We start from the raw sequence: 18,267 nt of genomic DNA on the forward strand, positions 1-18,267 counted from the left end.
TTTTAGTCGGACAAAAGAATGTAGCTATGGTTGGGCATTTGATTAGAGCCTATGGTTTAAAGATGGATGATGCAGAAACCGGTGAGCGTTTTAGCCGGACAGTTACAGTAAAAGTCTCAAATGGTCACATACATGTCAAACAGCAAAAAATGGTTATATAGGTGATAAGTATGAAAAATAAACTCGATTACTATAATATTTTGGAAGCCCTAGGTGACGGTGTCATTACGGTTAGCGCCCTTAATGAGATTGAGTACATTAATAAAAAAGCGATAGAGATTATTGGTAGTAGACCTAAAGAACTTGAAGATATCGCCCATTTTTTTTCGGTAAAAACAGATGAAAAGGGAGAAATTATTAGAAGTATCATTGAAGAAGTAAAAACTTTTGGGAATACAAGAGGGCTTGAAAGAGGTGCTTATATTAATGTGCCCCAAGTAGGTAAAAGATATATGTCAGCTAGCATCACACGGATACAGGTTCAAAATCAATATCAAGTAGTGCTTAGTATTCGCGATGTAACGAATTTAATAGAACTTGAAAATAATCATATTGAGCAGAAAAAAAACCTAGAAATCATCAATGACGCTTTACCGTTAGGTCTTGTTGTTGTGGATAAGCAAAGAAAGGTCGTTAAGATTAACCGATATATTTCTCATAACTTTGATGTGAAACATTTACAAGCCGGTGAGGAACTATTAGGGAACTTGTTAAAGTGTTCAAATGCCAAGGATAAATTATGTGGGTTAAGTGAACGATGTGTTGACTGTCAAATGAGACAAAGCGTTTATGCCCTATATGAAGATAATCAAGACTATCTAACCAATAGGCTACAGTTTAAACATACTATTTTTGACGAAAAAATTTACAGAGATTATCAACTGGGATTTGTAAAAATCATGAGTCATGATGAGATACAGACCTTAATTATTATTCAAGACATAACGGAACAAGTTAGTTATGAAAAAAGAATTCAAAAAGCCAAGGATGATGCCATAGAAGCCAATCGTCTAAAAAGTGAATTTTTGTCCAATATGAGTCATGAAATTAGGACGCCACTAAATGGTATCATTGGTATGGTGGATCTTACGCGTCGCCATCTAACAGACAAGTCACTAATTGAGAACCTTGATATTGCAAAATCATCCAGCATGAATTTGCTTAATATTATTAACAGTATTCTAGATATTTCAAAGATAGAAGCAGGTAAGCTGACTTTATTAATGAAACCCTTTTACGTGGATCGTCTATTTGATGAAGTTTATAGAGAAAATCTATTTAAGACCCAAGAGAAAAATATACAGCTTAGTGTACAAAAAAGTCCCACATCCATAGGTAGGGTTATTGGAGATAGGGTGAGGCTAAAGCAAGTGTTGACCAATTTGGTGGATAATGCCATTAAATTCACAGATGTGGGTGAAGTCATAATGCAGTACTGTTTTTCTATAATCGGGCATAATAAATTAGAATTGCATGTGCATGTAAAAGATACCGGTATTGGTATTAGCGAAGAATTTATGACGAATTTATTTGAAAGCTTTACCCAAGCCGATGGTTCTTATACAAGAAAAAAAGGTGGTACAGGTCTAGGTCTAACTATTTCTAAAAAGATTATTAAACTTTTTGGTGGCAATCTAACGGTAGAATCAAAAGAAGGCATTGGTTCAGATTTTTATTTCTATATACCTTTTGAGGTTGAGACGGATTTGGGACAGGATGTAGATGCTAATTATAGAAAATTAGAAAACTTGTACGAGCCTTACAAGAAGAAGGAAATATCTAAGAGTAGCCATAAAAAAGGGAGAATCTTAGTGGTTGAAGATGATGATATTAACCGTAGGATTATTCGCAAACAACTAGAACTTGACGGTCATATAGTAGACATAGCAGAAAATGGGAAGATGGGTGTGGATATAGTAGAAAACACTTCGGCCTATGATCTGATTTTCATGGATATTCAGATGCCGGTTATGAGTGGATTAGAGGCCATTGATATCATTCGAAAAAATGATAAAGGCAAAAAGCCAATTATTATCGCATTAACAGCCTTAGCATTAAAGGAAGACAGAGATGTGATTATGAAACATAGCTTTGATTTATATATGACTAAACCAATTCAGCTTCAGAAAATATCCGAGGTGGCACAGTCTTTATTGTCCGGTGATAAACGGATTATTTATGATGGTAGATACAATGAAGCAGTGGTTGTTCAACCTGAAGGAACTATAGTCGAAGAAGACCCAACAATAGAAGCCATCTTAGAGAAAATAAGAAGCCTGTATGAAGTTAAAGCCATCGATGAGATTACCATACATGCTCAGACGTTGGTTGATTATTTTGAAAAAATGAAGAAAGAAGATTCAAGAATATTAGCATTTAAACTGGTAATGGAAGCACGAAAGGGAAAATGGGAAAATATTTTGGACCTAATAGAAAAAATAGCTTTAGATTTAGAATAAAATGTAGTAATCTTATAGTATAGAGAATAAAAAAGAATATATGGGGAGTGACGTGAATTGAAAATACTTATAGCAGAAGATGATGTGGTCAGTAGAAAACTCATGTGGAAAATACTATCCGATTATGGTGACTGTGATTTGGTGATTAATGGACTTGAAGCAATTGATGCCTTCCTTTTAGCCTTAAAAGACCATAAACCTTATGACTTGATTTGCTTGGATATCATGATGCCGAAGGTGGATGGCGTGAAAGTATTAAAAACCATTCGAGATTTGGAGATTCAAAATCAAATCAAGAACCCAGCTAAAATAATTATGACAACGGCACTTGGTGAAACAGAAGTGGTAGATGATGCTTTTATAAAAGGTGCAAATGCTTATGCGAACAAACCTTTAGATATAGAGAAACTTATTGATGTTATTAAGAACCTACAATTGATAAGCTAAAGAAGGAGCAGGCCAATGAACTTAAATATTGCTTATTACGAGTCGCCCATTGGATTAATCATGATAGAAGCAAAGGATGAAACTATTGCTGGCCTGTCTTTTGTAGAAAGTGAAAAAATACCTGAAAACTTAACACCAATACTTCAATTAGCAAAAAAGCAAATGGCTGAATATTTTGAAGGCAAAAGAAAAGAGTTTGATTTACCTATAGTATTAGAAGGTACAGATTTTGAGATGAAGGTATGGAAGGCACTTACAGAGATAGGATATGGAAAAGCGACTACATACAAAGACATTGCACAAAGCATTGGACATGAGAAAGCGTATCGTGCCATTGGTGGAACCAACCACAAAAATAAGCTGGCTATTGTTGTACCGTGTCATAGAGTTATTGGTAGCAATGGTAAGATGACCGGATATGCAGCCGGTATCTGGAGAAAAACATGGCTCATTGATCATGAAAAAAAATATAATAGATAATAATTGAATAAGGTCAAAACAAAGTTTTGACCTTAACTGTAATCTGAATAAAAAATATCCAAGCTATACGCTTTGGTTTTTTTTTATTCTCTAGGAAAGTCATACTCTAGCATTTTGCTTTAAAACATAGCTGAATGCGTCAAGGTCCTTTACTTTCGAACCCTTCAGAAATATGAGCAGAGCTCATAACGAAGCGAAGCGTCTTTTCTTGTGTAAAGACATCACAACGGACCTTTTTATTAGGGTAATGTACATGAAATTCTTCAATCTGGGACCTATGAACTTACAATAATTTATGTTATAATTAATTAAATCTATAGTGCTTTAGACGCATTTTGTAGGTATAAGTACTATTGGCGGATAATTTGTAAACAGCTTGAGGGAGGGTTATATGTTGAGGAAAATATTAAAACTATTTGTAGGAATTTTAATGCTGCTAGCTATGACAACAACGGTTATTTTTGGCAATGAAAGAATGCCAAGCAATTGGGCAACAACTGAAGTCGATGAAGCGATTGGTCATGGACTTATTCATGAGAGCCTAATGGAAGGCTATCGTCAGCCAATCAAACGTTATGAGTATGTACTTTTAGCATTATCCATTGTAGAAAAAACAGGCAGAGATATTATACTAGAATCAGAATATGTCTTTTCAGACATATTAGGACATCCATATGAGCATGAAATACTAAAAGCTTATAGTTTTAAGATTATTGATGGGTATGGTAACGGACTGTTTAAGCCGGATGCCAATATTACGCGCCAAGAGGTAGCAAGCCTTGTGTATAAACTTATGAACGTCTTAGCTCTTGATGAAGATACTCTTATTCAAGCAGATACCCAATATTCTGACGGAATCCACATCAGTAGCTGGGCAAAAAAGGCAGTGGAGTATTGTTATCAGAACGATATTATGAAAGGTGTCGGTAAAGATCAGATTGGTCTGCATATTATAAGACCATTAGGCACAACAACACTAGAAGAAGCTATTTTACTGATGTACCGACTGGCCAATCAGAAAGAGATCATCAATGCACCTTCTATTGGACAAATAACGATAGATGAAAACAATACCGATAGCACGGTACTTAAAGAAGCAGGAGACCTTTTTGATCTCACACTTTTTTCGAGACAGTTTTCCGAAGAAGCAGCAACCTTATTGTTGGGATTAGAAGACTCGGAGGAAGTAAGAATTGTTGATGTATCAGATCGTTCCGCCTTGCTAAGTATTGGTGGAAACAGCACGATTTATATGGTTCGAGACTCAAGAGGTATTATTTTGGAACTTAATAGTCAGACAAACATAGATGCAACTCTAGAGACATTATATAAAGAATTACTAAAAGCAATGAATGGCAACGATTTTGTCCTAGGAAGAATCGAAGATGGCATAAAGGGACTTAGGAACAGTGGCATAAGATTCGAAGAAAGTATTGGAGAAACCTATCAAATTATGGGATATTTTGATGATACGGTAGAAGATGTATATATCGTCAAATACCATGATGTAGCACGATGATAAGAAGGAGGGCTATAATGACAAAAATAAATGCAAGATCTTGGATGAGTATGCTTTTGGTAATGGTGATGGTTGTTAGTATGGGTGCATCGGTACAGGCTAATACTGTTAGCTATGAAGCGCCAATCTATATGAACAAAACAATTGTTGGCAATAAGACACAAGTATTGGTTAATGACACCTTTCAAGTCAGTTATAAGTTTCAACCTCAAGATATTCCGGCAGAAATGTTGTTGCCAGAGGATTATAATACGCCAAAAGATATTATATTGATTATTGATACTTCAGGAAGTATGGCTTGGGATATAGAGGGCAATGATAGATACAATTGGTATGAAATATCTAAAAATCAATATATAGATAATCGAGAGGATTATAGAAAGAGAAGTTATCAGCGTTGGGGGCAGCAATATATTATATATGAGAAAGGTGTTCTGATTGATAATACAATTCCATCTAGAATGGAATTGGCAAAAACTTCAGCAAAAAACTTTCTTAATCAACTAAAAGGCTTACCAAATACCAATGTGGGTATAATTGAATATAATACAGGTTTTGCCATTAAGTATAGAAATAACAATATTTTACTTCCTGTGGACAATACTACCAATTATGACTTCTTAGTTTCAGCCGTTAATAATTTAAGAGCAGACGGAGGAACTAACATTGGTTTAGGTATGTATGAAGGCTTGAAGGCTTTGAATACAAATAGAGATTCGGAAAAATATTTTATTTTTATGACGGATGGTGTACCAACCAATTATTCATACTACTTAAGAAATGGTAATAAATATTATTACAATACGGATACCCGTAATAATATATATTTAGGTGGGACAGGAAATAGTGATAACGATGGGTATGCCCTTAATTATGGGAAAAATATAGGAAGACTTATAAAAAACAGTAGCCTTGATATTCACAGCTATTTTATTGCATTTGCAGATAATGATGCTGGTAATACATTAAAAGTTATATCTGATGAAGCAAGGGGAACTTATAAAAAAGCATTAACGGGTACTGCTTTGGAAGATATTTACAATGAACTTGGCGAACAAATCAGCAGTGATTTTTCACTGAAAAATGTCTACTTCGAAGAGACTTTTGATGAAGGTTTTGAGATTGTAAGTTATCCTTCAAGCATGGAGAAAGTTAACAATACAATAAAAGGCCAGTTCGGTAGCATCAATTATAATCTGAATACAGCAGGAACACATTTTGTCGCCAGCCCGATGGAATTCACCATAACCCTAAAGGCTAAGACGCCGGGTGAGTACGTCCTTGGTGAAGGACAGAAATCCTTTATCCGTTATAGAGACTTAGACGGTGGGGAAAAAACCAGAGGATTTGCGGAACTTGAGATGATTGTAACAGAAACGCAAGCCCCTAATATGAATGTAAATTTGTCCAATACAAAAGAGCATTTATCGAACTACATTTTGACCATTGATATTAATATTAATGCGAGTCTTCAAGTATACGACATCAACGATACGCTCTTATTCACACTTGCAGGTGCAAAAGGTGAGAATAAGAAAGAGATGACTAGAAATCAGCTCCTAGGAAACCATCTTAAGGTTAGAGCAACAGATCCATATGGTAATGTGACCAATGAAACAGTTCCAATTATTACGATTTTATCTATTGAGAGTCAAAGAGATTCAGAGTTAGTATTACAAACTCAAATTAATAGTACCGTCACCAAAATCAATCTTAACGAGGCAACGGTTACAACCAATAAGTTTACAGATGATTTTGGACAATATCAGCACAATTTAACGTTAAAGGAAGGCGTCAATTTGCTTGAAATCGGTGTAGAAAATGCCTTCGGAAACACAAGTAACCTGTATCATGAAAAAAGCATTGAAGCGGACAATACGCCACCAATCATAAAATACAATCATATGAAAGGTTTTGTATTAGATGGTTCAGCTATGCCGGTCTATGTTGAAAGTAACGGAACCGGTTCTAGAATTGTCGAGACGCATTATATGAAGCTATCTGGTGGTATAACCAGTGCCAATGTATCAGATTTTAGTGATTTGATTGGAAGCAATCAAGGGCTAATGATTGAAATGACGGGGGCAGAGATTGACGCCATCCATGATTTTGCGCTTAATAAAAACGACATCGAATACCTTCATGAAAGATTTGATGTGACTGAAAATGGATATTATGCGGTATATGCAAGAGACGAAGGTGGCAATGAAACGGTTATTGTAATAAGAATTAATAACAGAATGGATGAATTACCAAACCTACTATAATACATAGCTTTGACGCTTAACCATACCCTAGTATAAATAAAAGAGTAGCAAAGAGTTTGCTGCTCTTTTATGATTTCTATGCTTAACTTAGTTTTGACACTTGAACCATTCATGATATAATAAAAAAAGAGGTAAAATAACCAAATATTGGAATCTATGTTAAAGGTGTGGCGTATATGAATGATTCAATGCGACTGAATAAATATATTAGTGAATCCGGCACTTGTTCTAGAAGAGAAGCCGATAAGTTGATTCAAAAAGGCGTGGTTACGATAAATGGTAAGATCGCTCTTGTAGGTTCAAAAGTAGAAAATGAGGACAGTGTAGCAATAGATGGGAAAATCATAAAACCCAAAACCAAAAGGGTCTATATGGCCTTTAACAAGCCTGTAGGTGTCACCTGTACCACGGATATGAAAGACCCTAGTAATATTGTGGATTACATTGGTTTTAAAGAACGCATTTTTCCTATAGGTCGTTTGGATAAAATGTCAGAAGGCTTAATTTTCATGACCAATGACGGTGATATTGTTAACAAAATCCTTAGATCGGGTAATCAACACGAAAAAGAATATGTTGTAACTGTGGATAAACCAATAACGGATGACTTCATTAGGAAAATGGAACGTGGTGTCTCAATATTAAAAACAAAAACCAAGCCTTGTAAAATAGAACGTATTGGTAAGAACAGGTTTAAAATTATTTTGGTTCAGGGACTCAATCGACAAATTAGACGTATGTGTGAGGTCTTTGCTTATAAGGTTGTAAAGCTTAAGCGTATAAGAATCATGAATATTGAACTCAGAGGTATTGAATCCGGTCAGTGGCGTTACCTAGATCAGAGTGAGATAAAAGAAATAGATCGGCTCATAAGAAGTTCCAGCAAAACAGAAGAGGCTTCATTAAGAAAATAAGCAATACGATGGTATAGTTTCTTAGAAATGATTGGGGAGAACTTATGAATGAAAAGATGCTAAAATCAATATACCGTTATGATAAAAAAGAAAAAACCTATCATATAGATGTGCATCTTGATAATTATCGAGATGTATACAGTGAATGGGACTATTCACCATTTGTGAATAGAGATATGGACGAAGACTTATTAGAGTATTTAATGTCTTGTTCTTATGAAATACCCATGAAAAAGAACTTGGATATTAATTTTTTCTTGTTAAAAACACTACAAGATGCCAATCGAGAAAAGAGAAGTATAGAGGGTATTCATAATTATTTTGGGTATCGTATTCGTCAAGTAAAAACACAACGGTTTCGCCAAATAAGAAATACCTTTACTTTCTTTATAATAGGTGTACTTTTGTTAATCTTTGCCGTTTTTTCGACTCGTTTAATTAAAAACTCGATTCTAGAACAATTGTTGTCAGAAGGCCTTTATATTGGTGCTTGGGTGGCTATGTGGGAAATGTTTTCTATTTGGTTTTTTCATATCAATGGATTCAATTACCAAATTAAACATTATTTGCGATTAAAATCCGCTAATATTTATTACCATTATATTGACTAATAAATATTATCTACAAAAGGAGGTATGCCTGTGGAAGGTAGTGAAAGAGAAGAAATTCAAGTTGGCATGAATGTGAAAGTGGTTCAAAAACAAGATCAAAAAAATGGCCAGTTAACTGAAGGTGTGGTTAAGAAAATATTGACCAATTCCAAAAATCATCCTCATGGTATTAAAGTCATGTTAGAGAATGGTATTGTCGGTAGGGTTAAGATGATTGTTTCTCGATAGAGGAAGAACAAAAAGAACAAAAAGAACAAAAACGACCGTAATATTGACAAATAAATGTCAAACTTGTATATTTGGTTAAAGGATTAAAAAAAGGTTTGACTAATTCACGTACAAAATGGATTATGTCAATACATTCTAAACTAAGTTGAATGAATAAAAAGGAATAGGAGCGAAAAAATGGAAAATAAAAAACACATCGTGGTCTTAGGTGCAGGTTATGGTGGCATCCTTACGGCCAAAAAACTTGCAAAAAAACTCAAGAAAAAAGAAGATATAAAGATTACATTAATTGATAAAAATACATATCATACTATGTTGACTGAGCTACATGAGGTTGCTGCCGGTCGAGTGCCGGAAGAATCTATAAGAATTGACCTTGATAAGATTTTTGAGGGTCGTAATGTGGAAGTGGTTTTGGATGAGATTAAAAACATAGATTTTGATCAGAAAGAATTATCCGGTGATTTGAATACTTATACTTATGACTATTTGGTGCTTGGTACAGGCTCGAAACCAACGTTCTATGGTTGTAAGGGTGCAGAGGAAAACGCTTTGACCTTATGGTCATATGAAGATGCTTTGAAGATTAAATATCATATTTTAGAAGCTTTTGGTAAGGCCAGTGTAGAAAAGACACCTGATAAAAGAGCGCATCTTTTGACTTTTGTTGTTGTTGGATGTGGTTTCACAGGTATAGAAATGATTGGTGAACTCGCAGAATGGACTGACAAATTATGCTTTAATTTCAATATACCAAGGGAAGAAGTAAAACTTATGGTAGTTGACTTGTTGCCAAGAGTATTGCCAATGTTTAAAGACAAATTAATACATAAAACAGAGAAGCGCTTGGAGAAACTAGGAGTAAAAGTCTTAACCCATTCTAATATTATCGAAGTAAATAGAAACAGCATAAGTATAGAAGGTAAAGAGCCTATTCCCACCTATACCACTATATGGGCCGCGGGTGTTGAAGGCAGCGACTTGATGGGGACTTTGAAAAAAGAGCATTTTAGTAAAGGACCAAGAAATCGTGTGCAAACGGATCAGTATCTAAGATCTGAAAGTCATGATGATGTTTTTGTGGTAGGAGATAACATCTTCTTCATTCCGGAAGGTGAGGAACAACCTGTACCGCAGATGGTTGAAAATGCTGAGCATTCATCTGCTTTGGTTGCACAAAATATAGTAGCAACGATAAAAAAAGAACCTCTTAAACCTTATAAACCAAAGTTTCATGGTGCTATGGTTAGCATCGGTGGTAAGTACGGTGTAGCTCAAGTCGGTTCGCCCAAAAACCAAATGGTATATTCCGGATTTATCGCGATGTTGATTAAACATATGATTAATATGGTTTATTTTTTACAAGTATCCGGATTTAACAAAGCATGGACGTATATGATGCATGAATTTTTCCATGTTGAAGATCGACGTAGTTTTTTGGGTGGGCATTTTTCAAAACGATCACCTAATTTTTTCTTATTGCCACTTAGGTTGTTTGTTGGTTTGAAATGGTTGTTAGAAGGTCTTGCAAAATTACCGAGAATCATGGAAAATCCAAATGATATTTTCTTGATACCGGCAAAAATACCAACTTCCGGAGCATCCGAAGTATGGGTTGAAGAGGCAACAGAAGCCATCGTATGGACAACATCTTTGCCCTTGCCACAGTTTGTTGAAGATACCGTTAGTTGGATGCTTAACTTTAGCCAAGGTGCAGCACTACCGGTTCCAGAATTCATAACAAACATGGTAGATGCTTCTATGGATGTGATGTTTTATACATCTACGGGAGACTTTACAGCCATGGCATCCGTTTTTCAAACAGTAATGGTACTTGGTGAAATTGCAGTCGGTGGTGCGCTTATACTGGGTCTATTTACAGCACTGGCTTCTATTGGTTCTATTATAATGGGCGTAATGATTTGGTCTTCTAATATGGCACCAGTGGAGATGTTATGGTATCTTGCAGGAGGATTTGCTTTAATTGGAGGCAGTGGCAGCACCTTTGGTTTAGATTATTATGTCTTACCCTTATTGAAGAAACAATGGATGAAATCAAAATTTATTAAAAAATGGTATTTATTCACATAATAATACAATGCTTGGGTAGGATGCTGGCCAGTGGCCAGCATCCTAAACTAAAGCGGTTCCTGCAGTATTGAAGAAATGACATAAAACAAGTGGTGATAATATGAATACAAAAACAACAGAAGCATCTTTGTTTCTACAACTTGAAAAAGTAAAAAAGAATATGAAATCTCAAACAGCTTCAGGTGATGCCTTTTTAAATGGATCTCTTGACTATTTAATGGCTACCGGCGGAAAAATGTTAAGACCTACATTTCTTTTGGTTGGGAGTAGAATGGGTAAAGCCTATATGGAGCGAGAACCTGAAATTATAAAGCTGGCTACGGCTATAGAAACCATACACCTTGCAACCCTAATTCATGATGATATCATTGATGAAGCAACCATGCGAAGAGGTAAAGCTTCTATACAAGGCAAGTATGGCCAATCCTATGCTGTCTATATGGGTGACTATTTGCTTAGTCAATGTTTCTTGATGCTTACTAACCTTGATCTTGAAAAACCCCTTGCAATTGCCCTTGCAAAAGTTGTTAGTAGAATTTGTCTGGGTGATATGAAACAGAATCAGTTGCGGTACAATGTTAAGATTACACCTTACAAATATATTAAAATGGTATCAGGTAAGACGGCTGCATTGTTTTCTGTAGCGATGAGTTCGGGCGCTTACTATGCAGGCGCCGATGAGAAAGATGTCAAGATTCTCAGTAGAATTGGCTATGAGATAGGAATGGCTTTTCAACTTGTAGATGATCTTCTTGATTTTGAAGGAGACATGACAACGGTGGGTAAGGAAGTTCAAATGGATGTACGGCGCGGCTATTATAGCATGCCAATCATCTTTGCTCTTCAAAAAGAAAATCATTACTCCGAAAGACTAAAAACGTTATTGGGGCAAGATGCGGATGATGATAGCCTAATGGAAATGTTCGAAGCGGTCAGGCTTACAGGTGGTATTGAACAAACAAGGGCTTTGGCTAATAAGTATCACATGAGAGCCATGGCTTTATTGGACAAGTTACCCAAAGGCGAGACTAAAAAAATACTTAAAGACATGATTCCTCCCTTATTGAGTCGGATGAACTAAGGTAAAAGAAAAAGAGGCGATAATGGTGCATACAAAAAAAATAAGAGGGTTAAGGGGTTTCTTCTCTTTAACCTTTTTTCTCATAGTTATGATGATTATGGCAACGAGCTGTACTAAAAAAGAGCCCATTTTTATACCGGGAACGTATATTAACGAGACAGAGGGTTATTATAGTAACCTTAGAGTCAGTGTTACGGTGGATCATAGTCATATAATCAATATTGAGATATTAGATCATGAGGAGCCGGAACTATTGGCAAATGTGGTTTTTGAAAAATTACCTAAGGCTATTATCAAAAAAAATAATACGGATGTGGATATTGTATCAGGTGCGACCTACACAAGTGAAGCCTTGATTGATGCAGTAAAAAAAGCCCTTGAACAGGCAAAGGTGGCGGAGGAATAATGAAGCTACATTATAAAATTATGATTGTTGTGACAACGGCCATTATTTTAGTAATTGGCTTCATATCTCTAGTAGCAAATCATCAACTGAAAGCTTCTATGGAACAACATATGGGCAGTGCAGCAAGTGATATGGCTGTGGTTATTGCGAAATTGCCTGAGCTTGGTCAGAAGTTGTCTGAAAAAAGAGAAGATGGATCCATTCAAAGGCAAATTGAAAGATTAAGAGTACTGACTAGGTATCAGTACATTATAATAATGGACATGGAAGGTATACAATATGCCTATCCCTATAAAAGTGGTCTATATAAGCCGTACAAAAATGGCGGTGAAGAAGCGGTTCTAAATGAAGGTAAGGCCTATATATCCGCCGATAATAATGAACTTATTTCTGCAATAAGAGCCTTTCATCCAATATATTATAAAGATGAACAAGTAGGTGCGGTACTTGTGGGATTATTAACCGATGAAGTTCAGAAAGAAAATGAAACCCATCGCGAAAATATCGAGTATGCATTGGTTATAGGTATGGTCCTTGGGATTATTTTGGCTTTATATCTAGCGATGGATATAAAGAAATCTATCTTCGGACTTGAACCAAAAGAAATAGCCCTATTGGTTAGTGAACGGGAGTTGATTTTGCACAGCATTGAAAAGGGTATTATAGCTATAGATCAAAAAGGTGAAGTCCTTATTTGCAATAAGAAATCTCAAATGATGTTGAATCTACCTATAGATGATAAGTGTTCAATAGAATATCTATCACAAACACCAATCTATGACTATATGTTGGATGCCATTCGAACAGAGTCTGATATTGCAAATGAGCAATTGTTTTTACCAAACAAAACAAGAATCTTAATTAGCTTATGTCTTATGTATGACAGTGACAATCAAGTTATCGGTGCAGTTGCAAGTTTGGAAAATTTGACACAAGTCAGAGCCCTAGCGGAGGAATTGACGGACTATAGGCATTTGGTGGATTCTTTAAGAGCTCAGAATCATGAATTTATGAATAAACTTCAAACGATATCCGGGTTATTACAATTAGGCGAGCACGAAGAAGTTTTAGATTATATTGACACTCTAGCATCAAAAAATAGTAGGCTTAATCACCTTCTAAGTGAACATATAAGAAATAATAAAATTGCCGGCTTATTGTTGACCAAGTACGCATTATTCTCGGAAAACAAGATAGACTTTGTTATTGATCAGGATTCATTTGTAGATGGTTTACCGACGGAATTAAATGCAGAAGAAGCCTGTTCAATTATTGGTAATTTGCTTGAAAACGCAATGCATGCGGTTAATCAAGGCGTTCAAAAGAAAATCATTATTTTTTTAGATAGCAATCAGGACCATTTTATTATGGAAATATATAATTCGGGTCCTCCGGTAGATGAAGATGCTTTGGCTCATATATATGAAAAAGGATTTTCAACAAAAGGTAACAACCGAGGCTACGGCTTATATCTTGTTAGAAGTATTGTAGAAAATGCAGAAGGCATTATTGATTATGTATATGATGAAGGAGTGAGATGGTATGTCAATATCCCAAGAGATAAAAGTATTGATCGTTGAAGATGATTTAATGATTCAGCGCATACTGACAGAGTTTCTGAAAAAAATCAAAGGGTATACTTTAGTGGGTGTGGCTTCTGATTACACAAATGCAAAAAGTTTTATTGAATCTACAGCCATTGATTTTGTACTATTGGATATATATTTGCCAGGTGGATTAGGTATAGATCTACTAAAGTGGATAAGACAGCAAGAGAGGGCTATAGATGCCCTACTTATTACCGCAGATAATAGATCAGAAACGCTTGAAAAGGCTATGCGGTTTGGCGCGGTAGATTATTTGATTAAACCATTTAGATTTAGTCGATTTCAAGAAGCATTAAAAAGATATTTGACGAAAAAGGCGCAGCTTCATAGTATAATTATGATGGATCAAGAGAATATTGATCAATTAATGCGTTTGAATAAAAATCCAATCTATGAAGAAAGTACGAATCAGACATTCGAAAACATAATGGTTTTTTTGCAAAAAAATCTGGAACAGAGTTACACATCTTCTGAAATTGCCAAAACATTAGGGATTTCCAGAATAACAGCCCGTAGGTATCTAGAAGAGATGGAGAATGATGGGATTGTTGTTTTGGAACTTGCATATGGTGGCGTAGGTCGACCTAAAAATCTTTATCGCTTCGTTGGAGGTAGAAATGAAAATTAGCTCTTTTTTTAAGCTCGTGGAAATACAGACAAAAGTAGCAAGTGTGTTGCCTTTTTTAACAGGGGTTGCTTTTTGCTACTATAGATACCGTGAATTTGATCTGCTAAGACTTGGATTGTTTTTTTTGAGTATGTTATGTGTGGATATGGCAACAACAACTATTAATAACTATTGGGACTACAAAAAAGCGATTCTAAAAGAGGGCTTTAACTATGAAAGCCACAACGCAATTGTTAGAGACAAGCTTACAGAAAAACAGGTCATATTAACAATTGGTTTATTGTTAGTGATTGGTGCTCTTTTCGGGTTTGCTTTATTCCTTTTAACGGATTGGGTAGTACTAGTAATAGGCATCCTTGCCTTTGGTATTGGTATTTTATACTCTTATGGGCCAATCCCCATATCCCATACGCCTCTTGGCGAAGTGGTATCAGGTACAATGATGGGTGGGCTTATATTTTTCATTACAAATTACATTCAGATTTTTGAAAGAGGTTATATTAATTACTATATGGAAGATATGACTTTTCATTTGGCAATTAATACGAAAGAAATCATAATCATTATATTTATTGCAGTACCCCTTATATCTTTGATTGCAAATATTATGTTAGCCAACAATATTTGTGATATGGAGGACGATTTAATTAATAAGCGCTATACATTGCCGGCCTATATAGGTAAAAAAAACGCCATTCATTTATTTGTTCTATTGGTTGGACTGTCCTATTTTAGTATATTGATTGGTATCATAATGAAATGGTTGCCTATTTCAACTTTATTGGTTTTTTTAACTATTTTTCCAGTGTATAAGGGCGTAAAAGAGTTTTTGAAGGAGCAGGATAAGGCCAAGACATTCGTTGTCTCTGTGAAAAACTTTGTAGTAATATCAGGAAGTTATGCGGCTTCTATATTTCTAAGTGTTATAGTATCTATGTTAGCATAGGCGCAATTATATATAATATTATATGTAAAATTATATATAATTATCAAATATTGAGTTTGATAAAGAAAAAGTGGGAAAAGGCTTGCTTTTTTTTCAAAATGCTTTATTATTAAGGAGAACCTTGTATTGTTAGTAAATGAATCAAATTATAAAAATTATCAAGACCATGTACCATGTACCATGTACAAGTTGATTTTGAATTTTTATTGAATGATGCAATTTTACCAAATGATAGTAAGGAAATAAAAATTCGGAGGTCATTAAAATGACAGGTACAGTAAAATGGTTTAACGCAGACAAAGGTTTTGGATTTATCACTACAGAAGATGGAAATGATGTGTTCGCACATTATTCACAAATTCAAAAAGACGGATTCAAATCATTAGAAGAAGGACAAGCAGTTAACTTTGATGTAGTTGATGGCGCTAAAGGCCCTCAAGCAGAAAACATCACAGTAGCTTAATTAAACCTATCAAGACCTGAAGACTTGTCTTCAGGTCTTTTTTATGGTGCGCCCGGCATGGGGGCAAAATGAAAGTTACTGAAAGTGAAATGAAATGTAGACAACTTCATAAAGAAGGCCAACCACGGAGGGTATCTGCGGAACAGAAAGAGTATGTGGTGGCGCATGATTCACTGAAGATAGCTGAAAACAACCTCATCAACCGTTATCTAGGAAAAGAGGATTTGCTTAAAAGTATCTTAACTAAAGATAACATAGAAGAAGCAACAAAAAGAGTTAAGAGAAATAAAGGGGCATCGGGGATTGATGGCATAGAGGTCACAGAGATTGACACCTACCTTGAAAAGAACTGGGCAAACTTAAAAGAGCAAATACTTAGTGGCAAATATAGGCCACAAGCAGTCAGAAGGGTAGAAATACCCAAAGAAGAAAAAGGCAAAGTCAGAAAACTAGGAATACCAACAGTTATTGACCGTGTTATACAACAAGCTATAGCCCAGAAAATGACACCGATATTTGAGAAACAGTTTGATGACAATAGTTTTGGTTTTAGGCCCAAAAAGTAAATGCGACAAAATCAAAATTAGTCAGACCAACAAGGGGTAAATATCTAGGGTTCACATTTCTTAAACAGGGTGAACAATGGAAAGTAAAAACCACAACAGAAAAGAAGAAAACCTTATATAAAAAGATGAGTGAATACCTTAAAAGAGGGAAAGCAATATCACGTTCCTTAGCAGTAACAATAAAAAGGGTAAATCAAATGGTTGTTGGGTGGATAAATTACTTTAGAATTGGAATGATGAAAGGATTCATGGAAGAGTTTGGAGCATGGTTAAGACATAAAATAAGGGTGATTCTTATGAAACAATGGAAGATAACTAAGACAATCTATAGAAATTTGACCTAGCTAAATAGAAAATATAATAATGGGTTCAATCATGAAGCTATTAATAAAGTTGCAAATTCAAGACTTGGGTGCTACAAAAGAAGTGGGATGAATGTAGTGAATTTTATACTAAATCCAAAGTTACTTGAAACAAAAATAAAGGACGGAGCATGTTTGCTCAATCCTTTACAATACTATCTAAGAAGTGTTGGAATATAAGATGTAGAGCCGTATACGAGACCCGTACGTACGGTTTAACGAGAGGGAAGTAATACTGGCTATTATTTCTCTACTCTATTATTCTGAAAATATTGTCACACACGGCAGGATGTGAGATAATAGTACAAAGGTGGTGGCGTTATGCGAACGGCAATTCTTTCAGATATTCATGGTAATGATGTTGCTTTTGAAGCGGTTGTACAAGATATGAATCATCAAAATATCAACAACATAATCTTTTTAGGTGATTTAGTGGCAAAAGGCCCCCAGCCTAAAGAGGTTTTTGAGAGAATGATGGCGCTGAAACCTTTAGTCTGGCTAAAAGGCAACACAGATGCGTGGTTGGATGATGCTATGATTGATATATTACCAACAACTAAAAAAGAAATTCTTCTTTTAGCTTATTATGATTATATGGCACATCGGCTAGAAGGAAGTGAAATGGATGCGCTCATTGCTCAAAAGAAAATAAGCCACCTTCATATTGAACACTATGATATTTTGTGTGTTCACGGCTCACCTCTTGGAATGGATGATGGAATGGACCCATTTAAAAAACCGGAAAAACTAGAACGCCAACTTAAATATACAGAAGAAGGCGTTGTTTTATTTGGTCATACCCATAAGCAAATAAGTCTTAGATATCATGTTCATCGATTGATTAACCCAGGCGCAGTGGGGGCTTGTAACCATAAAAATGATACACGGGCGGCTTATGCTATCTTGGATACCAATACGGGTTTTAACGTTGAGCTTAGGCAAGTGGCTTATGATCTGGATTTGGTTTATAAAATTGCATCAGAACGTTCTTTTCCCAACATGGAAGACTATAGGAATCTATTAACGGTGAACGAGGGATAAATGGGTGTTGACAATCCATTCCTTCTTGCAGAAAGGATAGGAAGAAGAACCGGCTATCTGTAATATAGGTTATATGTAGAAGATCATTATGTAAGAGATTTTAATAATAAATAAGTAGTTTTTAAGGATATATTAAGATAAGGAGGGTATT

Annotated in this window: 19 protein-coding genes; all 19 read left to right on the forward strand. The window is 35.3% G+C overall.

Annotation, left to right across the window (positions count from 1 at the left end):
- Nucleotides 1-161: hypothetical protein (locus AC6F8J_RS04985; RefSeq protein WP_500721559.1), on the forward strand; the 161-nt coding region annotated here is incomplete at its 5' end.
- Nucleotides 162-170: 9 nt separating this feature from the next.
- Nucleotides 171-2,459, forward strand: coding sequence for an ATP-binding protein (locus AC6F8J_RS04990; protein ID WP_500721475.1), 2,289 nt, complete (start codon nt 171-173; stop codon nt 2,457-2,459).
- Nucleotides 2,460-2,516: 57 nt separating this feature from the next.
- On the forward strand, nt 2,517-2,906 hold the full coding sequence (locus AC6F8J_RS04995) for a response regulator (RefSeq protein WP_500721476.1): 390 nt from the start codon (nt 2,517-2,519) through the stop codon (nt 2,904-2,906).
- A 15-nt stretch (nt 2,907-2,921) separates the two neighbouring features.
- Complete coding sequence (locus tag AC6F8J_RS05000; protein ID WP_500721478.1) at nt 2,922-3,386, forward strand: methylated-DNA--[protein]-cysteine S-methyltransferase; 465 nt, start codon at nt 2,922-2,924, stop codon at nt 3,384-3,386.
- A gap of 391 nt (nt 3,387-3,777) precedes the next feature.
- Nucleotides 3,778-4,905, forward strand: a complete 1,128-nt coding sequence (locus AC6F8J_RS05005; protein ID WP_500721480.1) for an S-layer homology domain-containing protein — start codon at nt 3,778-3,780, stop codon at nt 4,903-4,905.
- A gap of 17 nt (nt 4,906-4,922) precedes the next feature.
- Entirely contained in the window at nt 4,923-7,172 is a 2,250-nt protein-coding gene (locus tag AC6F8J_RS05010) for a VWA domain-containing protein (RefSeq protein WP_500721481.1), read from the forward strand.
- A 176-nt stretch (nt 7,173-7,348) separates the two neighbouring features.
- On the forward strand, nt 7,349-8,086 hold the full coding sequence (gene rluF / locus AC6F8J_RS05015; RefSeq protein ID WP_500721482.1) for a 23S rRNA pseudouridine(2604) synthase RluF: 738 nt from the start codon (nt 7,349-7,351) through the stop codon (nt 8,084-8,086).
- Nucleotides 8,087-8,130: 44 nt separating this feature from the next.
- Nucleotides 8,131-8,697 (forward strand): hypothetical protein, encoded by a 567-nt coding sequence (locus AC6F8J_RS05020; RefSeq protein ID WP_500721484.1) that lies wholly within the window; start codon nt 8,131-8,133, stop codon nt 8,695-8,697.
- Nucleotides 8,698-8,721: 24 nt separating this feature from the next.
- Nucleotides 8,722-8,925 (forward strand): YwbE family protein, encoded by a 204-nt coding sequence (locus tag AC6F8J_RS05025; protein WP_500721485.1) that lies wholly within the window; start codon nt 8,722-8,724, stop codon nt 8,923-8,925.
- Between the two features lie 177 nt (nt 8,926-9,102).
- Nucleotides 9,103-11,016 carry an FAD-dependent oxidoreductase gene (locus AC6F8J_RS05030; RefSeq protein ID WP_500721486.1) on the forward strand — a complete coding sequence of 638 codons (1,914 nt, stop codon included), beginning with the start codon at nt 9,103-9,105 and terminating at the stop codon, nt 11,014-11,016.
- A 100-nt stretch (nt 11,017-11,116) separates the two neighbouring features.
- On the forward strand, nt 11,117-12,097 hold the full coding sequence (locus AC6F8J_RS05035) for a polyprenyl synthetase family protein (RefSeq protein WP_500721488.1): 981 nt from the start codon (nt 11,117-11,119) through the stop codon (nt 12,095-12,097).
- Between the two features lie 22 nt (nt 12,098-12,119).
- Nucleotides 12,120-12,503, forward strand: coding sequence for an FMN-binding protein (locus tag AC6F8J_RS05040; RefSeq protein WP_500721489.1), 384 nt, complete (start codon nt 12,120-12,122; stop codon nt 12,501-12,503).
- Entirely contained in the window at nt 12,503-14,083 is a 1,581-nt protein-coding gene (locus AC6F8J_RS05045; protein ID WP_500721491.1) for a Spo0B domain-containing protein, read from the forward strand. Before AC6F8J_RS05040 ends, AC6F8J_RS05045 begins: the two co-directional genes overlap by 1 nt.
- Nucleotides 14,046-14,738: a response regulator gene (locus tag AC6F8J_RS05050; RefSeq protein ID WP_500721492.1), complete on the forward strand. Its 693-nt coding sequence runs from the start codon at nt 14,046-14,048 to the stop codon at nt 14,736-14,738. Before AC6F8J_RS05045 ends, AC6F8J_RS05050 begins: the two co-directional genes overlap by 38 nt.
- A complete protein-coding gene (locus AC6F8J_RS05055; RefSeq protein WP_500721493.1) occupies nt 14,728-15,684 on the forward strand; it encodes a 1,4-dihydroxy-2-naphthoate polyprenyltransferase in 957 nt (318 codons plus the stop codon). The genes AC6F8J_RS05050 and AC6F8J_RS05055 overlap by 11 nt, the downstream gene beginning before the upstream one ends.
- 265 nt (nt 15,685-15,949) lie before the next feature.
- The gene (locus AC6F8J_RS05060; protein ID WP_275841185.1) at nt 15,950-16,147 is read left to right on the forward strand and encodes a cold shock domain-containing protein; all 198 of its coding nucleotides are present in this window, start codon (nt 15,950-15,952) and stop codon (nt 16,145-16,147) included.
- A 68-nt stretch (nt 16,148-16,215) separates the two neighbouring features.
- A complete protein-coding gene (locus AC6F8J_RS05065) occupies nt 16,216-16,713 on the forward strand; it encodes a hypothetical protein (protein ID WP_500721495.1) in 498 nt (165 codons plus the stop codon).
- A 125-nt stretch (nt 16,714-16,838) separates the two neighbouring features.
- Nucleotides 16,839-17,057, forward strand: coding sequence for a group II intron maturase-specific domain-containing protein (locus AC6F8J_RS05070; protein ID WP_500721497.1), 219 nt, complete (start codon nt 16,839-16,841; stop codon nt 17,055-17,057).
- Between the two features lie 339 nt (nt 17,058-17,396).
- Nucleotides 17,397-18,116 (forward strand): YfcE family phosphodiesterase, encoded by a 720-nt coding sequence (locus tag AC6F8J_RS05075; protein ID WP_500721498.1) that lies wholly within the window; start codon nt 17,397-17,399, stop codon nt 18,114-18,116.
- Nucleotides 18,117-18,267: the final 151 nt, after the last annotated feature.

It is taken from the genome of Petrocella sp. (genome assembly GCF_059865615.1).